A 21,947-nucleotide genomic window follows, 5' to 3' on the forward strand; every position below is an offset into this window, starting at 1 on the left:
TTCGAGGGCCGGTCCCGCACGGAGCCGGGCCGGCCCTTTGATCAGGCGTGCGTGGTCTCGTCCTCTTCCTCGTGTTGTTCTGACGTGGCGCCGAGCGCTTCTCGAGGACCGGTCTCGCCGCCTACTCGACCCTCATCGTCATCAGTAGGCAAGGAGGCAGAAGCCGACACCTCTGCGTGCTCAGTGGCTACCGCATCGTCGCCGCTGCCCGCTGGCGCCTGTTCGTCAGCAGCGCCCCGGGAGTCGCTGGGATCACCCTCCCCTGCCGCACTCTCCTGCGACGCCTTAGCCGTTGCCGGCGTGGCCTTGGCTTCACCCCCCAGGGCGGCAAGCATCTGCTCGATGAGGTGGGCCAGGGCGTCCGCCATGAGCACGAAGTCGGTCTCCAGGCGGATGATCGCGTCGTCGTCATCCTCGGCGTTGTTGGCCTCCTCGATCAGCGCATCATCGAAGCGCAGGCTCTTGAAGGTGAAGTCGTCCTGCAGCACCAGTGAGGCCTGCCCCTCCAGGGTGATGGCGATCTTGGTCGCCTGTCGGCCAGCCTCGACCATGGAGCGCACCTCGTCGCCCTCCAGATCGGCCTGACGCGCCGTGAAGCTGGCGTCGTCGCCCTTGGACCGAAGCTGGGCCTGGTCACCGAGGAGCAGCCACGCAGGACGGCTGTCGGGCTCGCTGAGCCAACGGGTCATCGCCCTGACCGGGAGCTCCTGGGTGGCGAGCGGGGTCACCTTGAGGCTACCCAGGGTCTCACGCAGCAGGTCCAGCACCTCCTCGGCGGCCTTGCGGCTGCCGGCGTTCACGCAGAGCAGGTCGCGGCGGGTGTCCCACCAAAGATCCACCTTCTTGGAGCGCACAAAGGCCCGAGGCAACAGCTCCTCGATGACCTGTTCCTTGATGGTGAGGCGCTCCTGACGGCGCAGCTTGCGACCTTCGCGCTCCTCGATCTCGTCGCAACGCTCTTCGACCTCTTCACGAACGACACTGGCCGGCAGCAGGCGCTCCTGGCGCAGGGCGGTCATCAAGCGGTGGCCCTGGAGTTCGTGCAGCAGCATGTCGCTCTTGCGACCTGCGGGCGCTGTCCAGCCCATGCGCTTGGGGTTGTTCCCCTCCAGGGGGCGGCTCACATGCTCCTCGAGGGCGGATGCGAGGGCGTCGGCCGCCAGTTGGGGCGGCTGGTGAATACGATAGAGGATGGCTGTCTTGAACCACATGGGGTTCTCCTTCATTGCGTGACAGGTGTGGCGTGCAGTTCGCCGTTACGGAAGGTCAGGCGTTCCAGGCGGACACCTGCACTGAGAAAGGCGCTATTCAGGATGCGGTCGCGCTTCATGCGGTCGGCGCGTTGATGGCTGCTGTCATCGAGCTCCAGGGCGCAGAGGATCTGAAAGGTAGCGGGGTCGACCAGCACGAAGTCCAGATGCCACTGGGACAGCTGCCGGAACAGCGACGTGAAGGTGCGCGAGCGCTGCGGGTGAATGGCGGTGTTCGGGGTGATGACATCGACAACGCGTACCTTGGGACAGATGAGGACCGACTCTCCGTAGAGCTGACGCAGCTGGGTATAGGCCCGCCGCTCGGCATCGGTGAGCAGTGATGCCTGGGGGAGATAGGCGTCGCCCTGCTCGATCAGCGTCTCGGACAGGTTGCGGCCATCGCCGGGCAGTAGGCTCGAGGGTGTCCCGAAAGTGGACTCGAGCCCGACCCGGCTGACGGCATCATCCGCCTCTCGCTCCTGGGCGGACTTGGTCCCCGCACGAATGGCCTGCTGGCGCAGCGAGTCCCCTGAGGGCCCTGGCCCCTGATTGGACGTCGTGAGGGATGACGCAAGATCCGAGGCCTGCTGCTGGCGTGCAGCGGTTGCGCCATGGATCAACTGAACCAGGGCATACAGCACATAGAGCGCGGGTACCAGGAGGCTGCCATAGTGGGCCAGCCGGGCGAACAGCGAGTAGAAGCCCACCATGGCCCCCCCGGTGTTGTTCAGCGACGCAGCGGCCCAGGTGAGCCCCAGGTAGACCCCGATCGCCACCAGCACATTGCCCCACCAGGGGGTATGCCGCGCCAAGGTGAACAGCGCCAGCACGACATAATCATCCTTCTTGTTGCGTCGGCGGCGCGAGCTCATGACGTCCTCCCGTGACGCTGAACGGCCTTAGGCGCCACGCGGAGCACCGGCTCGCCATCCCGCGATGCGCTCAGCAACGGCTTCTGCCCCTCCTCGATGTACCAAGGCATCTCCGTGCCGCACATGTGGCAGACCTTCTCGTTGGTGCTTCGGAACAAGCGCAGGACGTCGCTACCACAGTGCCAGCACTGCTTGGTCGAGACCTTCATTGGGAATGCTCCTCAGGGCAACGGATACCCCTGGGCGGTTGCGCGATCCAGGTCGTCGAGGTGCTTGCGCAGTGACGCCGGGACGGTGTCGATGGGCGCCAGGCCTCCGCGCTCCTCCGACTCGGCATCCAACAGCTGACGATACGCATCGCGCCACTGACAGAGCAGGACCGACATGGCCCGACGGCTCTCTTCGATCTGGGCGATCTTCCGGTTCGATGCGTCGAGGGTGGGGCTTAGCGTGACAATGGCGCCTTCCGGCGAGCCCAGCATGCAGGCTTCGAGCTGCGTGCGCAGGTTGTCGGGGCAGGCGTCCAGGTCGAACGTCACCAGCGGCTTGGGGAACGGCTTGCTCATACGAGTGCTTCCTTCTTGGTTTCAGGAGATGCGAACCAGGGGCCATAGTCGCGGGTGCGGCGGTACCCGAGGCGGTCCAGATGGGCGGGCAATGCCGACTTGGCACTGCGGTCGGTGGCGTAATGGTGCCCCCCGCGGGTATTGAGCCACTCTAGGATGTGGTCGATGTGGTGTTCCTTGCCGTCAGCCATGAGCTGTTCGATGGCGGCCATGGTCCGCTTGAAGGGGGTCATGAAGGTCGTTTCGCCGCCCCGGGCCCCGGGCGTGGCAATGCGCATGTCGGGGTTGAGGTGGGCCATCAGCGTCTTGGCAGCACGTCGAGATCCGGGCTGGAGCCTGGGGCAGATCTCTTGATGGAGCCGGTACTCCTGGGGGCGCACTTCCTCCTCGTCGCTATACCGAAAGCGCAGCGCAGGAGTCTTCTCGATGGTCATGAGGCCCAGGCCGAACTCGCGGATCAGATGGCAGAGCAGTTCGTTGCGACGCCCTCGGCTCCGCTGGACCACGATCCAGATGAGGTGTGGCATCCCGCTCTGTTCGGGACGGGAGTGCCAGTGCCAGCGAGAGGCCTGTTCGACGACCCCTAGGGTCAAGGAGCGCTTGCACTCGATCACCTGGCAGATGCTGGCGCGAGTGGCGATGATGTCAGGCCGCCCCGGGAAGGTCTCGATGACCACCTCAGGGTAGGTCTCCCAGTGGTGTTGCCGAAGCCACTGATCCGCCACCGCCGCGATCTCGGTTTCCGTCATGGCGTTGTCGAAGGCGCCCTCTTCGTCCCCGGTCCCGGTGAGGCGGATGGGACTCAACCAATCGATCATGCTTCACCTCCCTCGTTCTGGTGACACGATGGAACGTCTGGAGGCCTTGCCGCTTGGCGGCAGCTGGCGCCGGCGACAGGGCCTGCCCACTCCAGGGGGTGCCAGTTGGGGAGCAGCTCCAGGTTGGTGAACCGCGGGCTTCTGGCCGGCTCATCCAGGGTTTGCTCCCCCACGCGGCGGACGATAACGCTTTGCTCGGGTGGATCGCTGTGCGTGATCAGCACCACCTCAGCCATGACCGGCGTTACGAAGTTCCAGCCACGCACCCAGTAATATGCCTGTCCGCCTGCGGCGCGTAGGGCATCGACGTCAGGTGGATAGGGGGACCACTCGGGATCGGGCATCTGCCAGGCGCACGGCACATGCACGATCGGGTCACGCTCAGCGATGGGCACGTCTCGGTTCACCTAAGCCTCCGCACAGATCTGGACCACGCGTGGTGGGCGTGAGCCCTACTTTACGGATATCGGCAGAGATGCAAGGGGGGTGGTAATGCCTTTAAAGGACTGAAGGCATTAATTTCACCAAAGGCACTACCAAGCCTCACAGGTGTTCCGCATGCGGAACACCTGTGAGGAGGGCGGGATGTGAGGGCGAAGCTGGGATGATGGCTCGAGTCAGCCTCAAATCAGGTGACCGTTCGAGCCGAAATCCGGGTTTTCAGGTACGAGGGAGGGGTGTTCCGCATGCGGAACACCTGATCAGCAGCATCAATGCAGGGAAACGACCGAAGACCGCTGAAACACGGGGTAGTGGGCGTCATGGATGTCATCGCGACGCCGTGCAAGCGCCCTCTCCTCTGCAGCCACTGCCTGCTCCAGCTCCTCCGATGACATGCCGTACTTGTCGGCGATATCGGCCATGGAGAGCGCAGTAGCTGAAGTCGAATCGTCAGGGAAGATACCCAGCAGCTCTGTCATGGCGCTGTTGGTGCTGGTCGGGCCCTGCTGCTGGGTGGCAGCGAGGCTACGGGCTGCGAACATCTCAAGCAGGGCCAGCTGGACACGCTTGGTCTCAGTGAGATCCCTGGGACGCAGAGGCAGGTTCCCTCCTCCCAGTAACTTCAGGGCATAGACCCCCAGGTCGCCGGCATTGGCGACGCGCAGCTGGGCGAAAGCCTCTGTGAGCTCCTGGTCCGTAAAGGGTGAGCGCTCAAGGCCAAGATGGACTTTGCACTGTACGGCCAGCTCTGCATCGCTGTGCTGTCGGAAGGCTTGCCATACCTGAACGCGATCACGCGTTTCCTTATCGGTCAGGTACTGATAGGCCATTTCCTGTAAGAAACTAGCGGGCATTGTGGCTCTCTCGATTGTCGATTGTCGACGCGCTGTCACGGGGCGTTCATTCTTCATAGGCCGTCTCCGCGGCTTTAGGCACTGGCTGCCGTCCTTGGTTCAGTGTGCCCCAGCTGAGATGCTGGCGGCGGCACTCCCTGGTGCGTCCCTCTGAAGGGCCGCGGTCATCTCCTCAACCTCCTCGAGCAGATAGCCGCCACGGCCATCTACCCAGAGGTAGCCCTTCGATTCACTGATGCTCGGCTCACGGCCGTGGTGAAGGCGGTAGGCGCGGATGAAGTTGTCCAGTACACGGTGCTTTGCTGAAAGGCTCATGTCTGCACTCCTGGCGTGCGCGACCATCGGTCGCAGGTAGCTACCACGCTAGCAGCGCTGACGCTTGTTGTGCCTTTCGCTAATGCCCTTCATGGGCGTTTTCAAAATAATAGTCCGATCAGGAGATAGGCTATTTTTTATCATAGTATTAAAACGGTCAGCACTGGTACATGTCGTTCAACGGAGACGGTGAATACCGGTGCCTGTCGTTCAACGGAGACAGTTGCTGACACTGGCGCCGAAGGGAGCGGCGCCGAGAGGTTATGCCCGCGAGGCGCTCAGCCAGCGTCGTACGACCTCATCAGGAACATCGCCGGATTCTTCGAGGTGCCGGACGATCTGTCGCCTGGCAGCCCCCCTGCCGGCATCTGGAACAACGCCGTTGGATGACTTCAATTCCTCGATTATCAGGCCGCTCCAGGAGAGGCCGTCGGCGATGCCCGGGAAACGGACCATGACAGTAACCTGGAGCACTGTCACGGCGAGGCCAACCCCTACCGTCAGCAGCGATGGCTGCTCGCTGTCCATGTACAGGGTAGCGGCACCGGCCCCGATGATGACGAGCATGACCGTCATGACCAGAAGAGTATCGGGTCGCATCGGCATATAGCGGTGGCCCAGGTAAAGCAGGCGGAGACACCACATGGCAACTGGCTCCTTATCCGTTGGGTTCGGCACGTGTCGCGCCACGCATCAGGTCATGAGCGCTATCCACTGCGTCTGGGGCTATCTGGCTGTAACGCTCCTTCGGCGGTGCGGATGATGTTGGATCGTCGATGGCTGTTCTGTCCCCGTCACGCCACTGCCACGGCGGTACCGGGGCCTGACCCGCCCACAGGCCTCGACCCTCTCTCCGCGCTTCATCCTGGAGGTCATGCAGCGCCATGGTCTGGGCGGAAGGTGAATGGACCCAGGCGTGCCCTTCGCTGACGGCCCAGCCATTCAGCCATTCGTCATCCAGGTAGAGATGCCCGATCGGCCGGCCCTGCTCGCTGGTCCCTTCCTGAATGACTGTCACCACGGTTTCGTGGAGTCGCGCCAGCAACGCGTCGCTGGCGGTGTCACCGTGTGGCTGTCCCACCTCAGGCGCATCGATCTCGGACATCTCGACCCGTAGCGAGTCCCCCAGCTCAGGGCAGCCCGCTTCGAGGCAGGTGGTGACGACCGTGATTCGGATGCTATCTGCAGACAGCACATGGGTGACTCGCCCCTCGTAGGTCTGGCTGAGTGCGGGAGAGGCCGCCAGCGCCAGCAAGGATGCAGCGACCCATCTGAGGGGTAAAGGGCTATGGATAGTCATGATCGTGAGCCTCTGGTGGCGATGCGATATGGGCGAGACCATCGCGCATGGATGAATCCCAGGTGTTCCGCATGCGGAACACGACATGTCATGGCCCCTGGCGTCATGGCCAGGGATCGTGGTGTTTTCACGTGGCATAGGTGTTCCGCATGCGGAACATCAGAGGCAGGTCCTCTCCCGCCCCTTTACCCTGTGATCGTGACGTTGAGGTGTTCCGCATGCGGAACACCAGAAGCGGGCCCTCACCCGTTTCGCACTGTCCCATCGTGGCGATGAGGTGTTCCGCATGCGGAACACCTCCCGGGACTGCCGAGAGGTGTTCGGTGATAGATGATGGGCTGAGGTCACTACAGGAGTCCGACGGCCTGCAGCCCCTGGCCTACCCATGCGAGCGGCGTCTGCATCTTCTCAGGCCACAGGTGGAACGCGGCCAGGGTGAAGATGGACCCGAGAACGACTCCACTGAGGGACGAGCGCATGAGGAAGACTCCTACTGCAATGGCCAGGCCGACGGGCGGGATAGGCAGCGCCATGATCACCCCTCCCCTTCTTCAGCGGCTCTTGCGACTAGCCCTTTCATGGCCGCGATGAAGGCTTGAGCCGGCTGGGCGCCAGCCAGCAGCTGCATCTGGCCAGTCTGGTTGTCGACCACGACGGTTGCCGGCGTGCCCGTAATGCCCTGGGATCGCGCCATCTGCGTCTCCTGGTCAATGAGGTCGCGGTGCCGCCCTTCTGCCATGCAGCTCTGGAACGCGCTTTCGTCAGCTCCGACGCTAGCCGCGAGCTTGGTGAGGTTGCCGGCGCCCGTGCCGTTGCTGCCGGTCTTGTCATAGATCTCCTGTACCGCGACCCAGAACCCCTTGTTGCCAAGCTGCTCGCCGATGCACTCGGCGGCCTGGGCCTGAATCACCGAGGTCTCCCCCAGCACGGTCAGATGCTTGTACTCCCAGTTCACGTTGCCATTGCTGCCGTCGACGATGGACTTGGGTGTCCCATGGAAGCGCTTGCAGTAGCCGCACTCGGTGTCGGCGTACTCGACGAGAGTGAAGCGTGCGTCGAGGTTGCCGTAGATCCACTGTCCCTCGGGCGTCTCCTCGGCAGCGGCTTCATAGGGGGCGTACCGGGCATCCACTTCCGCTTGCCGAGCTTCTTCGGCATGGGCGCGGATGGAGGCGCTCACCGCTTCCTGAAACGCTTCCTGGCTGGAGAACTGCTGGGTTCTGGACTGTGACTCGACCAGGGTGGTGACGGCATCGGTCAGCTGCGAAACAGCCTGCTGAGTGTCATCGGCCTTCAGATTGGCACTCCAGGCGGTGTAACCGATGGCGGCAATAAGGCCGACCCCCACCGCGGCTCCCAGGGCGAGCGGTAGGGTCTTGCTGGTGGTGGTCGTTGACTCGGACACGAGGTCTTCCTTCTTCATGGGTTCAGGTAAGCGCCAGCAGGCTTTCAAAAACGCCAAACGCGGCACGGTAGAACAGGCCGTAGATGACTTGGGCGAGGACCCCGATGCCGGCCATGGTGGCGATCGCCACGCCGAACAGCAGGGGCTTGTTACGGCCATAGGCCAGCATGACCGGCACGGTGCCGCAGGCGCCGATCACGGCTGCCCCCCACATCCCGAGGTCCGGAAAGAACAGCACCTGCAGCGCGATGGCGAGCAGGGTCAGCGTCGCGCAGCGGCTGAAGGCCTCCTGCTCGGCTTCGGTGAAGTCCAGACGCTCATCGCTGGCAGTGTCCTTGGTGCTCATTGCTCTACCCTCCGGCCAGCCGCGCTGGCGATCATGTTCTGTGTCGTTCTCCGGCCTTGCAGGATCAGCGTCCACCCCTTGGGGAGCGCCTGGACCATCTGGCTGAAGGTCATTTCGTCGATCAGGTCGACGTCTCGGCCCAACCAGGTGGTGATCACCATGGGGCGAAGCCTCTCGCCGGCCTCGATGCAGAACCACTGGCCCGACGTCGTCGCCTGCAGGCCTTTCTGGTGACTCAGGGTGACGTAGGGAAACGCCGCGGTGAGTCGCTCGTGAAGCCGCTGTACGGCGACGGCTCGCTTGGCCAGGCTCCACTGCTCTGCATCGACCCCCCACAGCGCCATGTCGGTGAACGATGCCTGCTGGACTCGGTAGTCGAGCAGGCCGTTCTTGCGCCCCAGGAGCTCATCAACAAACTCCAGCACCTCCGGCCCCTGATCCTCCAGCAATGTGTTCAGTAGCCGCATTTCAGGTGTCGATCCGCTTGTTGGGTTCTTGTCCTCGATGATACGGATATCCACCAATACGCAAGGGGTCTGGACGTGCCCTTGAAGGGCTCTGTGACACGTAAGTACCGGGAGGGCGCTCATGTCCTAGCCGCCGCTTGCTGAATGGCCCGTTGCTTGGCGATGACCTTGCCTTCGGGGAGCAGCCATACCTTTCGGTACCGGGGGCGGTTCCCGGCGGTGATGATGCGGACATAGCCGTAGCCGGCCACGGGCTCGGGGCGGGTATGCGCGAGAATCGTGGCGTAGACGGAGAGCTGCAGCCGATCTGCGGACGTCGTCCGGGCATCGCGGCGCAGCTTGGTGTCCACCGGGACAAGCATGCCCTTGTGGTTGAGGAACACCTGGTCTGGCGTGCCATGGAGCGCGACCGGGGTCTGGGTACGGATCGGCGACTCCGACATCACCAGCTGACTCAGCTGGAGTTCCCGCGGCATGCGTTCCCTGGCGGTCCAGTGGACGCGCTTGCCGAATACGCGGCGACTGATGGCGTCAATCAGCGTGACCCCCAGCGCCAGCATCAGGAAGAGGGTGAACAGTTCAGGTCCCATGGCGATTCTCCTGTGGCGGCGGAGGCAGGCGCACCTGGTCGATACGCCCGTCCGTCATGACGCTGAGGATCGAGCGGCTTAACGGTGCTCCATGGATGCGGTGGCCCTGGTACTCCAGCCAGGCTTGGTCACGCACCGGAACCACGCCATGCGGAATCTCGTCGTGGTCGCCCAGCCACATGCGCAGGCGCAGATCGAGGATGTCTCCGCTGTCGAGGGCAATCCAGCAGTGGGGGCTCACGACCGCCTGGCGTCGGCTGTCGCGAACATAGCCACAGTAGGCGCGGTGAGGGATGCCCGCGTCCGTGAGCAGAAGACTGAGGGCGTAGGTCATGCCGTCGCATTCAACTGGCGCGTCATCGAGCGCCAGCAGGGCACACTCGAGTTCGTCGAGCCAGTAGGTCTGGTGCTCAGTGGGGGTCATAGATGCATTCATATAGGCTTCCTCCCGGGGCTCTCTAGGGCCGCTAAGGGGACGTTGTAAGGACACACAAGACGGTGTCGGCGGTTCGTATTCGTGTGGAGCGGTAATTCGGCGACTCCAAGGTGGCTCTATCGGCTCTGCATGGATGCTGTGACGGCTCTCTTGGGCTTGTAATGACCGAACAACCCAGAGGTTGTAGGGCTATCACCACCCTTCCACTGCTCCACCGCCAAGTTCGCTGCCCGCGGTCCCTATGGCGGCTTTCCACAGCCATCACAACGCCGCTGAGCCCCATGTCTGCACCTTACGAGGTATCCCAAAACACGCAAATCGTCGCGATGAGGGATTCCATAGCGGCTTTGCAACGGCTCGAACTTCCGACTCTCGATCAGAGACGCAAGCATGAGCGCATGGGAGCGTGTCACGACGATGCATATCGGCTTTGCATGGATGCTGCAGCGGCTCTCAAGGTAGCTGTCGCGGCGTACCAATGCCGGTACGTGACAGAAGAGCACTTCGGCAAGTAGCTATGGATGCTACAGCGGCTTTTGAAGGCGCGTCGAAACACACCGTGAAACCGTGATCGGAAGCGTGGAAGGGAGGCGCGTCGCGATCGGCTACATGGTGACCGCGAGCGAAGTGCTGACAGGCGCGCCGCCATTGAGCGTGGCGGGTACCAGGGAAGCAAAACGATCAATATTTGACCAGCGTGGCACGAGAATGCAACGCGCCGGGATTGTCCTTGCACGGGCAACGGCTTGCCGGTCTGTCGTGACAGAGTATTCCACAGCCTTGTCCACGCTATCTGTGGATAGCCACGGCGGGAAGGTGCTCAGGTGATACCGCTGTGTCTCGTGGGAACATGCCCCGAAGCTGTGGTGCTCCGTCGTTACGCCGCCAAGGGGCTTGGGTGACGATGCCGCATGGTGCCGACGTGCCAATGCCCGTGCCAGTGCGAGCAGGTGTCGCGGGTGACCACCCTTGCCAATGGACGTCGCTGCTGAGCGCGAAGCAGCTCCCGATCTCCCGGGCGCCGGCCGTCGCTGAAGGCGTCAGGTACGGCTGCGCCACCGAGACGGGTTCTCTCACGCCTCTGCGCCAACGGTGTCTGCCGGTCACAGCCCGATCTGGGCACGAGCTGCGGTTCGCCTCTTCAAGCTGGCCCAGAGTCGGTGCCAGGGCGAACGGTGCTGTCGGGCTCGTTGATCTGATGACAATCCGGGGGAGAGCCGGTGCTTCGCGGTCTCGGCTCACGCTTGGTGCAGCTGCTGCCGGGATCGCTCGTTGCCGCGGGCCTGAGGTGCGATGACGCGAACGACCCAAGCGGGGGTAGGCGTCGTGTGGGCATAGGCCTCGTGTGGTCGATGTGGCCGCATGCGGCGGAACTTCGTGATGCCCTCTGCGATGTCCTGACGTGGCTCCAGGTGCGATGTCGCGGTACGTCGTCGAGAGGGGCTGCGGATTGCATCGGCGCTGCGATGTGGCGATGGCGTATCGAAACGCCGGCGTTCGGCAGGGGTGCCGCAGGCTCGATGGACCGACGGAGCACTGACACTTGGCTGTCGGCGCCAGCATGGCCCAATGGCCTTCGCTGACCGCAACCACCTCGATGGCCAGTCAGGACAGGCAGTGCTCGGTTTCGAGGCGAGCGGCTCTGCTGGAGGTGCCGACGAGACAGGCCCAGGAGATCAGGGAGAGCCGTGAGGGGGAAGGGAACAGCCCTGAACGAACCCTCAACGAACCGGGGTACCGTCGGATGCCGCATATTCGCGCCACAAGGCCCGTAGGAGCGTTTCTGGCAGCAGGGCAGGGCAGAGGCCGTCTTATGTGGCGATCGTCGCTCACAGGAGGCTTCCTGAAGGCCGGATTCGAGGGCTGAGCGGGGAATTAGCCAACTCAGAGAGTGCAAGAGCCCTATCGCGATCCGTGATGCACGTCTCACCTGGTGCGTATTGCTTTGTCCGCCGCGTTCATTTGGGGGAGGGGAGATACCCACTCCACCCACGTTAGATAATAAATCGACAACTAGATTAAACCTGCAACAACAACCATGCCGATTCACCGTTACATCATGGCAGCGAGCGCAAATCACCATTCAGGTAACCCCGGGGAGAGTACAGAATCTCGCAGGATTGCAGGAGTCGGATAATGTCTCGTTGATACTTTAGGGATCAGCCTGGAAACTTATTTTCGGCCGATACCGATGCTCGTTGTCAATGTTACGCCGGAGCGCAGATCAACTCCTGTTAATTGCGTCCTCAACGGACACCCTGGACGACAGCAGCTATCGACATGAGGTTACACCTCTCGAATACACTCAAATATATCAGACAGTGGAATTAGTGGAGGGGCACTCGAGGGCTGCACAACACCGATCATGAAGACGGCGTCATTTACTAATACAAGGGAAGGGGAGGGCGGCCTTACTACAGGTTAGGCGCCTGGGTCGGAAAACTATCTACCCGATCAGGGTCAAGAAGGGGAATATCAAAAGGGGCCAGACGGTAGCCCCTTGATGTCATTACACTTCAATGCGGTGATGCGAAGCAATGATTCGACGATCAAAGCATGGTCGTGACAAATGCAACGCCCAGGATGCAGACAGCAGCGACGGTAACAAGTGCCATGAAACGACGATACTTGAGGTTGGATGAGGCCCCATCCTGCATGTAGCGACGAACCTCTGCGTCGAATCGAGCATGCTCTCGATTACCGGCTTCAATGTTCATAGCCCTCTGGATCGACATGTCACCTGCATTACCCTCAGGCTTGGCAAGCGTTGTCGCAGAAACGCTATGTCGTGATGATGCGGTATGATGTTTCGTCATATCATAGACCCTCAGCCTACTTGTAGTCCTCGTAGCTCTGATCAACTACCTTCTTGTAGCGTCGCATCAAACGGCGCATCTGGGTGAGTAGCATCGCTCTCTCTCGCTGCTTCGCATAATGACCCTCAACATACTCTGCAAGTTCCTTCTCCCACGACGGGCAGCGTGTGAATGTTGCCTTGCTGTAGTTGGGATTATTACTGGCCGTACCCTTCGGCAGCTGCTTCGCGTAATACCGCCCCTTCGACGGCCCCGAACGCGCCGGCCCTGTCGCTCGCATCCAGACCGCCTGCAACGTCCCGTCGATGACACGTACACGTGTCTGCAGCGTTGCATCCTCAGCACCTGATGCAAGCTCGTCCTGCATGTTGCTCCAGTACGCATCGCAGATCAGGCGGGCATGTGCTGCCGCCGCATAGAACTCGTGCTCGAGCAGCTGCTCAAGCTGCTGGATCGCCGTGGTAGACGATGCTCCGATGTCCGGTAGCTTCAGCGCGTTGTCCTCTGAGGACGAACCCTCCTCAGTGACGCGTCGCAACTCCTCAGTCCTTACCACACCTCACCCCCTTTTTGGCTGTGGCTGCTATCGCCCATTTCCCACCCATTTCTATCTCTTGGTAGACGGCTCGAGTCTACCACCAGGACGCGGCAGGCAAGCGCCTATGCAATCGCTAGTAGTCTACCAATTATTGGTAGATATACCACTACCTCAAAGGGAATCTACCAAATTGGTAGGAAAGGTATGTGAGAGGAGAGATAACAAGAGCTTGGCGCTGTGTGAATCGGGCTGGGTGGGAGGCTGGATGGCCGGGGGCCGGTTAGCATCGCTTTGGGCCGTTTCGCTCCCTGTAGGTGGTTCTTCGGGCAGGTGCCGCAGCTGGAATGCCACTCTGGCATTACCCCTGGAGCGGCTCTTAAAGGACGCTATACGACAGGGCCAGGGTGCCTGGCTGGATGCATAATGACGCCTGCAGGGACGTTACAGCGTCCCTGGCAGGATTGGACATTGTGCTCTGATGGACTTCCCAGGGATGCTGTAGCGGCTCTGGGATGTTGCTAAATCCATCGGTTGCTATATAGTTGTTGGTGTGAGAGCGCGAGTGCATGGCACTCGAAATGATGTAGATGCATAACTTCCCATGAGGAGAGCGAACATGTCACAAGGTAGCGTCGTCGGTCTTGATATTGGCTACTCTAACGTCAAGATGGTTTACCAGGAGGGTGGTGTTAAGAAAAGCGTCATAATGCCAGCAGGTGCCGCTCCGACGGCTCAGTTTTCTAATAACCCTGGAGGAAACATGGCGGGTGGAGCAGCAGGGGCTGCCAAGCCAATCCAGGTCGTTATTGATGGCGAATCATACTTTGCAGGAGTTGAGCCTGCTTCTCTCGATTCCTGGGAGCGCATCCTCGGGGATGATTACATCGACTCCAAACCCTATAAGGCACTTTTCTTTGCGGCGCTGGCAAAAACCGGGATGAGCGAAATAGATCATCTCGTGACTGGGCTTCCGGTCAATCACTTCATGGACGTAAAATATAGGAATCGTCTTGGCAAGATGATGGAGGGCGAGCACCAGATCGCACCTAGGAAGACTGTAAATGTTAAAAAGGTTACTGTCTTACCCCAACCGGGTGGGGCGTATTACCATGCAATCAATACCATCGATGATCCAGAGATCATGGAGCGCATCGAGTTCGGGCGTTGCATAGTAATTGATCCTGGATTCTATTCAGTGGATTACGTGACGTTTGATGAAGGCGCAATTCGCTACGGGTCCGCTGGAACCTCTCTGGAAGCCATGTCACGAATCCTCCAGCGGGTCGCTGATGAAATCCATAAGGACTATTCGACACCTCCTCAGATTCATAATCTTGAGAAGGCAGTCCGGCTTGGTCGGGGTTTTATCATGCACATGTCTGAAAAGGTTGTGTTAGAAGAGTATCTGCGACGTGCAGGATATGAATCTGGTTCGACTGCCATTCAGAAGCTCAAGAATACTATTCGTCTCGATGGTGTTACTGCCGACGTCGTAATTATTGCGGGAGGCGGTGCCGAGTTTTATCGTGAGGCTGCCAAGGAGGCGTTCAACAAGGCACGCATTTTTGTCCCGCAAGATCATGTCCATGCCGTTGCTGATGGATATTTCATTGCTGGAACTAGCGCACTTTGACCGTAGCTGACCACCCGGAGACGATCATGGCTCAAGAAGACTCTATGGCCCTAAATTGTCGCGTCCGCATAGACAAGAAGGTCCACCCGAGCTTGTACCAGGAACTCGAGAGTCTTGGTAGAAGAGATCGCTGCGAGCGGCTCAGATCCCTGGCTCAGCAAGGCCTGCTTGCTGAGGCTTTGGGGGTTGATGTAGTTGCCGCGGCGGCAACAGGAGGCACATCAAGGCCGAAACGAGCCAAGCGGAAGGTTTCACAACAGGGCAGACAAGCAGAGGCCTCTTCCGCCCAGGAGTCCCAGGTCATGCCTACCGGCCAGGCATCAGATGTGCCTCTCTCGGCATCGGATGATAGGGGCGAGGCCATGGGGTCTAGTCCAGCCTCCGAGCCTGCAGGGCCTTCAGGGGCAGCTGCAGGGAATGATCTGAATGCGACTGGGCCGGCAGGAGGTGACAGGCCAGACCCACTACGCAGTAGCTCTCATCGACTGATGGGTAAGGCAGGGATGCTTGCCCCGGACAATAGCCAGGGCGACAATCGCGGTAGTTGATGGCACCTACGGACGTTAAAAAGGGGCGCTACCTGTATCGCTAGGTAGCGCCCCTTTTCTCATGATCCATATCGCGGAAATCGTTTAGATCATGCAACGACTGTCTCTACGCGAGCGCTCGGGTGAGGCGGATGACCAGCACAGAAAGGACACTTGGTTGAGCACTCCTGGCGAATGGAAATGAAGAATTCGAGATCGCAGCAGTCGCATTTCTCGAACATTGCATCATCCGAACGCAGCTCCTGGGCGAGGCCATAGGCGTCGTTGATAGTGACGAAATCTACGGGATGACGGTTGATTTCTGACTTCACAAGGACATAGGTATCGTATGCGAGGTTGAGGGCGTTGATATTGACGGACAGCAGTATGTCCTCTCCTCCGTAGTTCCGGTATGCAAGCATCAGGATCGTGACATCTTCACGATCCTCAGAACGCTTGATGATGCTTTGACCCTGACGAATCTGCCTGCCCCGTGGATTTTTCGCCAACCCCTCGGCCGTCAGCTTGGAACGCAACGTGCGAATCGTTTTCATTGAGAGCTGGGTCTCAAGCTTTACGGCATTGTTGATGTAGCCGCGCATGATCATGTCCCGCGCCATGGCCACCTGATCGAACTGTTCTGTTCCTAGCTGCATGATTCTTACCCTTCAGTCGTGCCGTTCGAGCGGCATCTTTCGGTTATCTGCGTTTTTACTGCGTTATCCTGTTACTGCTGCGGATTTTGTCATGGCGTATGCCATCCGCTTTGTAAGTGCCAGGCGCGGGCTGGCATTTGCGACCTCCTCGATAATGCTGGAGGCAAACCGAAGTTGGAAATCGGTTCCAAGTTTTGATGCGATTTGTCTGAGCTGGTTGGATGATGCTGTGCCGGCAGCCTTGGCAACACGCCGACTGACTCCATAGCGGAGCATTGCCGTATCCGGACTGGTCCGGGAGCCCTTGCTGACTAACAGCCAAAAATGGGCTTCGAGCTGGCCATGTGAGTGGCGTGAAAGGAGTGATAGGGGGTCATACGGCTCCGCCAGCAGTGCGATGAAGCTGTCCTCATCGAAAACTGGCTGGAACGAGGCGATGACCCCAGAAGACAGACGCTCTACCTGTCGGGGTGAGAGGCCGGCTACCAAGGAAGCGTATTCGCGCTGAATACCAAAGGTCTGAATGGTCTCCTCTGGTGAGCGGTTTGCGCACTGCTGGACCAGGTGCCAGAGAGTATGGTCCCACTCCCAGAGATCTTGATCGTATCCGAACATGGAGAGGCCGCTCATTCTGCTCCCCCCAACACATCCCGGATGTTCCTGTAGATAGCCAGAATTCGCTGGCCATAATTGCGGGCTCGTTCCTCGTCAGCCCAGTTATGGTAGCGCCCGAGGCCTAGGACCAGGTCACCCGGGGCAGAATCGATGGCTTCACGCAGAATCTCGGCGCCAACTCGAAGCCCAACTGCTGGGTCGAGAAGCTGTGTGACATCTTCTACTCGATGCCCATGCCAGCGAGTGTTGACCTGCATGATGCCGATATCCACAGATCCATGGTTTTGCAGATACCGCTGGAGTTGCTCCACCGCCTCGTCATGCGATTGACCATAAAAACCGGCCTCGCTCAGAACCCTCAGCGTGTAGGGCCACGGCTGCAGTTGGCTGTCAGCACCCCGTGCCGATTCAGCCAGTGCGACAGAGTAGAGCAGTACCGGATCGAGGTCGTATTCAAGGGCAGGAGCCTCATACATGGTGCCGGCCAGAGACGCTTCAGCCTGGTTATTCGCTGCCGGTGCCACCGTGAGGGTAAGCGCGAGCCCAATAGCCATCGATATACGAGGATAGCCGTTGTTTAGGCTACCCATTTTGCCCACTCGCAAAGGGGCGCTAACTGCTTGTTGCAGCAAGGCAAAAGCCTGACTGCCTATCTGGGAATAGGCCATGTGTGTATCCCTTCAGTGCCTGATCGTAATGCTGTTTTCAAGGCAATACCTACCTAGCCCGACAGCGGCGGGTTATATTTTAGTTATTAAGCCTACGGCTGGATGTGCAGGAATCGCACGGTGCAAAAAGGACGGGAAGTGGGGCGGGAATGCAGCACCAACTCTCGTTCTTACATGGATTATCGGAATCGCAAGGGCGGCAACAACCCCACATTTGTAACAGGTGGTAAACCTGTACGCGCAAACAGGCCGCGTAGAATGCCTGTAAATGGAAATGATCAAGGTAGCCGCAGGGCGCGGCAAAAGAGGGACAAGGCCTATACAGAGTATTCGACCAAGGTATAACGTCGGAAGGAACCGATCTGAGTCGGTGGAGCATGACCACGGACGAACCGCGTGTGCTTCTGGAATCATGCTTGGAGGAAACCGTATGCGATTTTTCGCTAGTGTGCAAGGCCCAATGCGTGCCTCGGCGAGAGTGGGGGGCTTGCGTCTTGTGTGATCTGGGTATACTGGAGTCAACAGGGTAGGGCAAGCACACGAGGAATTCATCATGGAACTCATTATCAAGCTGATGTTCGGGGCGGCCGGTTTCGGTGCGATGTCCTGGTTTCTCTGGGACTCCGCCTCAAATCACGACTCTGGCCTGATGCTGATGGCGGTGGTCGTCGGTCTGGTGGCCTTTGTCCACGGCTTTCTCGCCCTTGCCAAGATCATCCACTACAGCAAGTGGGGAGCTGTCATCTTCTGGGTTGGGATGCTTGGCACCCTGACTTACACCTTTCCGGTGCTTGGGTTCAGTCAGATCGGTTGGCTGGGCTGGGGCATCACAGCGCTCCTGGCTGTAGGATCGCTGTTCATCGTCACCTACCAACAGGGGGCTGGTGCCCCGAAGCGTGGGAAGGGCATGGCGAGCTCGCCGTTCGATGAGGAAGGGTATTCTGAAGGCTTCCATTACAGCGGCTATCCAACAGCCAAGGCCCTGCGTCGCGGGCTTGACTAAACGGCATAGCAACGGGCGATAGCACCCCCCTAAACACAAATGGGAGGCCAGAGGCCTCCCATTTGCATTGCTGGATGGATGGATGATCAGGCGAAACCGGGTGGCTTGCCTCCGCCGGACTTGTTGGTGTCACGGCTCGCCATCATCTGATCGGGGTCGCCATGGTCTTGAGCGCTAGCTCCATTTCGTGTCGAGGCTGTCGGCAGAACCAGTTCATTGTCACCGTAGCCGGTGGTCGGCGCGTCGGGATCAACATACCTGGGTTGTGTCGGCTCCGCTGGACCGGCGCTTCGCGGCGGCGAGGCCGTCTCAGGGCTGGGGTTTGAAGGGGCTGGTGTTTCTGCTGGAGCCGGTGCTGGTGGCGGAGCCAGCGGCTGAACTGGAAGGTCCGAGTGACCCTGACCAAAAGCGGCGCCACCGGAGTGGAGGTCATAGAAACGGTCAACAGGGGCCATAACGGAAGCGGCTTGTGCACCGGCTTGACTGGCGTTCGCCACACGGGCCCCGATGCTCTCGATGTTTCGGTGATCCTGCTCCGTGAGCTGCTCGGGCGTCTTCCCAGTGTTGTGCATGTACTCATCACGGATCGCCGCTTCACCGTGTTCGCGGTATCGCTCGGCCCCCTCTCCATCCACGAACTGCGCCGCATAGTGTTGGGCAGCGGCGGGAGTCATGCCGAGTTCATGGCGTGCATGCCCTTCCATCGCTTCGTAGGCCATCTGCTGCTGCTCAGACGTGACTTCACGGTAGTCAGCACCCTGGAGGTTCGTGGCGGCCTCGGCAAGCATTACACGCGCCTGATCCTCGCGGGGGAGGGCGTCGAAGTGCGAGTTATCGCCATTGGCTCTGCCGACGGCAGCGAGAGCCACCTTTTCACTGACACTGCCAGAGTAATCACTGAGTTGCGGGATACTCTCCAGCGACTCACCATTTTCAAGCCTCTCCTGGATCGAGTTCATCACCATCGGGTTGGTGCCTGACAGATTCATCATGAAGTCGGCCCCAACCTCGCCAGCCTTGTCGATAAGCTGTCCGAGCCTGTCCTGGCGAGCAACGGCCTTGCCGGGATCGCCGGCATCAGCGTTCATAACACGCTCCGCCTCTGGCAGGCGTTGCTCGACCTTATCTTGATAGAAGCCATCGGCCGCGCCCTCGACCTGTGCCGTTCTCGCGTCGAAGTGATCCTGGATAACCGGTGGCACGTCGGCGTTATGGTCTGCAGCGGCGCCTTCATCGGGTCTGGCGCTAATGGCCTGACCCTGGAAGCCCCCGACGGATGACTGCCCCGTCGGACTGGCACCAACACCTTGAATTCGAGAGCTAACATCGTCAGTGATGCGCCCATCCAGCGCTGGCGTCGAGTTGCTTAGCCCCTGATTCTCAGTGGCGTCGGCCGCGGCGCCGAAATCACGCCCAGTGGCGGAACCGACAATGCGGAGGGTGTCATTGAAGGCACCCATGTACTCCTGCGGGGTATCGTAGTTGCTCTGATTGCTCAGGGCCTCGAGCTGTGCAACGACTTGTGCGTTAGCGCTGGGCATACCATGTACATCCTCGAGGACATCAGCTCGCTGGGCGGCCTCAGCACGAACACTACTCGGTGCATGCATCATCGAGGTCTGAAGCTGCTCCATGGCTTCGCGCCCCCCAGGGTTGTTCTGGTCGAGGATATTGTTGGACAGGTACATATACCCGTGTGACTCGTCGCTGCTGAAATTCATGCCCAGCGACTTCATCTCGGTGTAGGACTGGCTGGCAGACGAGGCCTCTTCTGCACTGGTCTGGATCTGTGAGGCATTTTGAGCGCCCCAGGTGGCCGTCAGCTGGTCCTTGTTCGCCTGTGCGAAGCTGTCCGTCAGGCCCTGGGTCAGCTCGGCGCGGTTCTGCTCTGAGAAACCGGCCTTGTTCAGGAACCCGTCTACCTGATCCTGCGACATGGTGTAGCTGTTGGTATCGGCATCCTTCGTCATGTTGGAGACGTCAGCGCCAGCCTTGAAAAGGCCCGCCGGCAGACTCAGGCCACCCCCCATAGACCCACTGACTGCGAACGCGCCCTCGATGGCACGCTGGTGTTTGGCGTCGATCCCATACTGTTGACGGAAATCTGCCGCAGCCTCGCTCACAGCCGTGGATGACTGCCCGCCCATGCTGGAGACCTGGCTACCCAGTGAAGACATCCGCTCGTAAGACTGTGTCTGGTTGCCGCCGGCAGTGATGGCATTCGACAGTGAGGAACCGAACTTCTGCTGCGCGGATTCCATGTGTTGCTCAGCGGACTGCAGGTTGGAGCTTAGCTGGGAACCAATTTTCAATGACCCCACTGCCTGGTCAGCGCCTGTCGCACGAAGGCCGCTAGTGGGGTCCTGAGTAGCACTCGGCATGTTAGCCATGACGGCGCCATTGGTCATCATATCCGGGGTCGACTGACGCTCGTTCACATGGTCAGCACCTTGCATCCGGCCCGCCAGGCTGGTCATGGCATAGGACGAACCGGTGACCAACACTAGGGTAAGAATCGGCGTCGCCGCAGCGAGCATGCCGCCTGTGGCGATCCAGCTCTCAAGTATGTCGCTTGAGCGATCGAGGGCGTAGAAAGAGTACAGCCCCATGGTATCCATGCTGTAGGAGGCCATCTCGTTAGAGGCCGACATGTAGAGGAAGAGGTTGACGATGGAGAGCACGGGCATCCAGAGTTGAGTCCAGAGCAGCATTTGCCCATATTTCGACACGAGCTTGATACCGAAACCGCCGAGCACGATCAGGAACGCCATAAAGGGCGTGATGGCGTAGACGAAGCCCTCGATGAAGGTCAGCATCGGCCGCACAATGCTCATGAACATTGACTGCTCGGCGGCCCATTGCGTGTTGCGTTGCTGAATTGCCTGGTTGACCATGATCGCCGACGTGTAGTCCCGCATTTCCTGATACTTGCCGGAGGCTGCATCGTAGTAGAGGGGCTCGATGATAGCCGTCTTCATGTAATTCTGTGCTTGGCTGGCAGCAATGCCGAGGGCCTGCATGGCATCGGTAATCTGTCCACTGACAGACATGAAGGTTGGGTCACGACTTAGAACGGTGGCAACTGCTTGCTGCGCCTGATTATCGCCAAGCTGGTCGAGCATCGCCTCCAGGACCATGTGGCCATCGCTGCAATTGTAGTAGGAGCCATTGGGATTCCCGGGGGTGTCATAAAGCTGGGTACCATAGACGGCAGAGTTGAACCGCATGGCGGGTGTGATGTGGGTACGCATTAGCTCGTCGATCGAGACCTCACCACGATCGATCTTGAGCAGGGTGCACTCCTGAATATAGTTCGTGATCGACTGACGGACATTGACGTGCCCGCCACCATTAGCCTCATTGATGGCCTGGAAGACCTCAGGGTCAGCCAGGGACCGCCGAGCGTCGTTGAGGAGCTTCAATGCATCCGCGAAGTAGGTGGTCGTGATCCCTGGGGCGATCGCCCCATACCCGGTCTCGAACATCCTCGTGATGCTGTAGCCGACGTTCGAGATGATTCCCCCGGCAGCACCAACTCCAACGGGAACGTTGGCGACAACCCTTGCATCACCCGTATAGGCGTCCTCGACCACCACCGTGGTCGAAGGGCCGAATGCACAGGCATAGATGATCCAGCAGACGAGGATCTGCTGGAAGGGGATCTTCTGGCCGCCCTGAAACAGTGACTGGAAGGCCATGATCAGCACACCGATCAACAGACCCACCGCCACCATCTGTTCAAAATCTCCGGTTCCGGTGATCATCGAAATGGCGATGAGGATCTGCTCGAGGAAGGCGGAGTCACCGATGGAGTAGATGGTGAACATG

At 60.0% G+C, this 21,947-nt stretch carries 21 protein-coding genes; 2 read left to right on the forward strand and 19 right to left on the reverse strand.

What is annotated here, in order from left to right:
- Positions 1 to 41: 41 nt before the first annotated feature.
- From ACOMD9_RS10605 to mobI, 15 genes are all read right to left on the reverse strand, one after another.
- On the reverse strand, positions 42 to 1,211 hold the full coding sequence (locus tag ACOMD9_RS10605) for a recombination-associated protein RdgC (RefSeq protein WP_421414552.1): 1,170 nt from the start codon (positions 1,209 to 1,211) through the stop codon (positions 42 to 44).
- 11 nt (positions 1,212 to 1,222) lie between these two features.
- Entirely contained in the window at positions 1,223 to 2,125 is a 903-nt protein-coding gene (locus ACOMD9_RS10610) for a DUF2726 domain-containing protein (protein ID WP_421414555.1), read from the reverse strand.
- 221 nt (positions 2,126 to 2,346) lie between these two features.
- On the reverse strand, positions 2,347 to 2,691 hold the full coding sequence (locus ACOMD9_RS10615) for a hypothetical protein (RefSeq protein ID WP_421414556.1): 345 nt from the start codon (positions 2,689 to 2,691) through the stop codon (positions 2,347 to 2,349).
- Positions 2,688 to 3,509 (reverse strand): hypothetical protein, encoded by an 822-nt coding sequence (locus tag ACOMD9_RS10620; RefSeq protein WP_421414559.1) that lies wholly within the window; start codon positions 3,507 to 3,509, stop codon positions 2,688 to 2,690. Before ACOMD9_RS10620 ends, ACOMD9_RS10615 begins: the two co-directional genes overlap by 4 nt.
- A 710-nt stretch (positions 3,510 to 4,219) precedes the next feature.
- Positions 4,220 to 4,861: a hypothetical protein gene (locus tag ACOMD9_RS10625; RefSeq protein ID WP_421414562.1), complete on the reverse strand. Its 642-nt coding sequence runs from the start codon at positions 4,859 to 4,861 to the stop codon at positions 4,220 to 4,222.
- A gap of 42 nt (positions 4,862 to 4,903) precedes the next feature.
- Positions 4,904 to 5,119: a hypothetical protein gene (locus ACOMD9_RS10630; RefSeq protein WP_421414564.1), complete on the reverse strand. Its 216-nt coding sequence runs from the start codon at positions 5,117 to 5,119 to the stop codon at positions 4,904 to 4,906.
- A 261-nt stretch (positions 5,120 to 5,380) separates the two neighbouring features.
- Entirely contained in the window at positions 5,381 to 5,764 is a 384-nt protein-coding gene (locus tag ACOMD9_RS10635) for an FHA domain-containing protein (protein WP_421414566.1), read from the reverse strand.
- Positions 5,765 to 5,777: 13 nt separating this feature from the next.
- A complete protein-coding gene (locus ACOMD9_RS10640; RefSeq protein ID WP_421414569.1) occupies positions 5,778 to 6,224 on the reverse strand; it encodes a thermonuclease family protein in 447 nt (148 codons plus the stop codon).
- Between the two features lie 542 nt (positions 6,225 to 6,766).
- Complete coding sequence (locus tag ACOMD9_RS10645; RefSeq protein WP_421414571.1) at positions 6,767 to 6,952, reverse strand: hypothetical protein; 186 nt, start codon at positions 6,950 to 6,952, stop codon at positions 6,767 to 6,769.
- Between the two features lie 2 nt (positions 6,953 to 6,954).
- Entirely contained in the window at positions 6,955 to 7,842 is an 888-nt protein-coding gene (locus ACOMD9_RS10650; protein WP_421414573.1) for a DsbA family protein, read from the reverse strand.
- 4 nt (positions 7,843 to 7,846) lie between these two features.
- Complete coding sequence (locus ACOMD9_RS10655; RefSeq protein WP_421414576.1) at positions 7,847 to 8,170, reverse strand: hypothetical protein; 324 nt, start codon at positions 8,168 to 8,170, stop codon at positions 7,847 to 7,849.
- A complete protein-coding gene (locus ACOMD9_RS10660; RefSeq protein WP_421414577.1) occupies positions 8,167 to 8,691 on the reverse strand; it encodes a hypothetical protein in 525 nt (174 codons plus the stop codon). The genes ACOMD9_RS10655 and ACOMD9_RS10660 overlap by 4 nt, the downstream gene beginning before the upstream one ends.
- A gap of 65 nt (positions 8,692 to 8,756) precedes the next feature.
- On the reverse strand, positions 8,757 to 9,227 hold the full coding sequence (locus ACOMD9_RS10665) for a PD-(D/E)XK nuclease family protein (protein ID WP_421414579.1): 471 nt from the start codon (positions 9,225 to 9,227) through the stop codon (positions 8,757 to 8,759).
- Positions 9,217 to 9,663 carry a hypothetical protein gene (locus ACOMD9_RS10670; protein ID WP_421414582.1) on the reverse strand — a complete coding sequence of 149 codons (447 nt, stop codon included), beginning with the start codon at positions 9,661 to 9,663 and terminating at the stop codon, positions 9,217 to 9,219. Before ACOMD9_RS10670 ends, ACOMD9_RS10665 begins: the two co-directional genes overlap by 11 nt.
- Positions 9,664 to 12,495: 2,832 nt before the next feature.
- A complete protein-coding gene (gene mobI / locus ACOMD9_RS10675) occupies positions 12,496 to 13,017 on the reverse strand; it encodes a conjugative transfer protein MobI(A/C) (protein WP_421414584.1) in 522 nt (173 codons plus the stop codon).
- Between the two features lie 616 nt (positions 13,018 to 13,633).
- Between mobI and ACOMD9_RS10680 the strand changes: the two genes are divergently transcribed.
- The gene (locus ACOMD9_RS10680; protein WP_421414587.1) at positions 13,634 to 14,650 is read left to right on the forward strand and encodes a ParM/StbA family protein; all 1,017 of its coding nucleotides are present in this window, start codon (positions 13,634 to 13,636) and stop codon (positions 14,648 to 14,650) included.
- A 637-nt stretch (positions 14,651 to 15,287) separates the two neighbouring features.
- On the opposite strand, the gene ACOMD9_RS10685 is transcribed toward ACOMD9_RS10680, so the two are convergent.
- The 3 genes from ACOMD9_RS10685 to ACOMD9_RS10695 all read right to left on the reverse strand — a co-directional run bounded on the left by ACOMD9_RS10685 (position 15,288) and on the right by ACOMD9_RS10695 (position 17,116).
- Complete coding sequence (locus tag ACOMD9_RS10685) at positions 15,288 to 15,833, reverse strand: hypothetical protein (protein ID WP_421414589.1); 546 nt, start codon at positions 15,831 to 15,833, stop codon at positions 15,288 to 15,290.
- A 63-nt stretch (positions 15,834 to 15,896) separates the two neighbouring features.
- Positions 15,897 to 16,463 carry a hypothetical protein gene (locus ACOMD9_RS10690; protein ID WP_421414591.1) on the reverse strand — a complete coding sequence of 189 codons (567 nt, stop codon included), beginning with the start codon at positions 16,461 to 16,463 and terminating at the stop codon, positions 15,897 to 15,899.
- Entirely contained in the window at positions 16,460 to 17,116 is a 657-nt protein-coding gene (locus tag ACOMD9_RS10695; protein WP_465249810.1) for a lytic transglycosylase domain-containing protein, read from the reverse strand. Before ACOMD9_RS10695 ends, ACOMD9_RS10690 begins: the two co-directional genes overlap by 4 nt.
- A 553-nt stretch (positions 17,117 to 17,669) precedes the next feature.
- Here ACOMD9_RS10695 and ACOMD9_RS10700 point away from each other — a divergent pair.
- Complete coding sequence (locus ACOMD9_RS10700) at positions 17,670 to 18,119, forward strand: hypothetical protein (protein ID WP_421414593.1); 450 nt, start codon at positions 17,670 to 17,672, stop codon at positions 18,117 to 18,119.
- Positions 18,120 to 18,205: 86 nt separating this feature from the next.
- Here ACOMD9_RS10700 and ACOMD9_RS10705 read toward each other — a convergent pair whose 3' ends face one another.
- Positions 18,206 to 21,946, reverse strand: coding sequence for a conjugal transfer protein TraG N-terminal domain-containing protein (locus ACOMD9_RS10705; RefSeq protein ID WP_421414595.1), 3,741 nt, complete (start codon positions 21,944 to 21,946; stop codon positions 18,206 to 18,208).
- Between the last annotated feature and the right edge of the window lies 1 nt (position 21,947).

It is taken from the genome of Halomonas terrestris (assembly GCF_049166755.1).
In the GTDB taxonomy this organism is placed as follows: Bacteria; Pseudomonadota; Gammaproteobacteria; order Pseudomonadales; family Halomonadaceae; genus Halomonas.

What these genes read in the sequence shown, in the direction of transcription:
- ACOMD9_RS10605 (WP_421414552.1), bottom strand. Translation starts at nt 1,211, where the DNA reads ATGTGGTTCAAGACAGCCATCCTCTATCGTATTCACCAGCCGCCCCAA.
- ACOMD9_RS10610 (WP_421414555.1), bottom strand. Translation starts at nt 2,125, where the DNA reads ATGAGCTCGCGCCGCCGACGCAACAAGAAGGATGATTATGTCGTGCTG.
- ACOMD9_RS10615 (WP_421414556.1), bottom strand. Translation starts at nt 2,691, where the DNA reads ATGAGCAAGCCGTTCCCCAAGCCGCTGGTGACGTTCGACCTGGACGCC.
- ACOMD9_RS10620 (WP_421414559.1), bottom strand. Translation starts at nt 3,509, where the DNA reads ATGATCGATTGGTTGAGTCCCATCCGCCTCACCGGGACCGGGGACGAA.
- ACOMD9_RS10625 (WP_421414562.1), bottom strand. Translation starts at nt 4,861, where the DNA reads ATGAAGAATGAACGCCCCGTGACAGCGCGTCGACAATCGACAATCGAG.
- ACOMD9_RS10630 (WP_421414564.1), bottom strand. Translation starts at nt 5,119, where the DNA reads ATGAGCCTTTCAGCAAAGCACCGTGTACTGGACAACTTCATCCGCGCC.
- ACOMD9_RS10635 (WP_421414566.1), bottom strand. Translation starts at nt 5,764, where the DNA reads ATGTGGTGTCTCCGCCTGCTTTACCTGGGCCACCGCTATATGCCGATG.
- ACOMD9_RS10640 (WP_421414569.1), bottom strand. Translation starts at nt 6,224, where the DNA reads ATGTCCGAGATCGATGCGCCTGAGGTGGGACAGCCACACGGTGACACC.
- ACOMD9_RS10645 (WP_421414571.1), bottom strand. Translation starts at nt 6,952, where the DNA reads ATGGCGCTGCCTATCCCGCCCGTCGGCCTGGCCATTGCAGTAGGAGTC.
- ACOMD9_RS10650 (WP_421414573.1), bottom strand. Translation starts at nt 7,842, where the DNA reads ATGAAGAAGGAAGACCTCGTGTCCGAGTCAACGACCACCACCAGCAAG.
- ACOMD9_RS10655 (WP_421414576.1), bottom strand. Translation starts at nt 8,170, where the DNA reads ATGAGCACCAAGGACACTGCCAGCGATGAGCGTCTGGACTTCACCGAA.
- ACOMD9_RS10665 (WP_421414579.1), bottom strand. Translation starts at nt 9,227, where the DNA reads ATGGGACCTGAACTGTTCACCCTCTTCCTGATGCTGGCGCTGGGGGTC.
- ACOMD9_RS10670 (WP_421414582.1), bottom strand. Translation starts at nt 9,663, where the DNA reads ATGAATGCATCTATGACCCCCACTGAGCACCAGACCTACTGGCTCGAC.
- ACOMD9_RS10680 (WP_421414587.1), top strand. Translation starts at nt 13,634, where the DNA reads ATGTCACAAGGTAGCGTCGTCGGTCTTGATATTGGCTACTCTAACGTC.
- ACOMD9_RS10685 (WP_421414589.1), bottom strand. Translation starts at nt 15,833, where the DNA reads ATGCAGCTAGGAACAGAACAGTTCGATCAGGTGGCCATGGCGCGGGAC.
- ACOMD9_RS10690 (WP_421414591.1), bottom strand. Translation starts at nt 16,463, where the DNA reads ATGAGCGGCCTCTCCATGTTCGGATACGATCAAGATCTCTGGGAGTGG.
- ACOMD9_RS10695 (WP_465249810.1), bottom strand. Translation starts at nt 17,116, where the DNA reads ATGGCCTATTCCCAGATAGGCAGTCAGGCTTTTGCCTTGCTGCAACAA.
- ACOMD9_RS10700 (WP_421414593.1), top strand. Translation starts at nt 17,670, where the DNA reads ATGGAACTCATTATCAAGCTGATGTTCGGGGCGGCCGGTTTCGGTGCG.
- ACOMD9_RS10705 (WP_421414595.1), bottom strand. Translation starts at nt 21,946, where the DNA reads ATGTTCACCATCTACTCCATCGGTGACTCCGCCTTCCTCGAGCAGATC.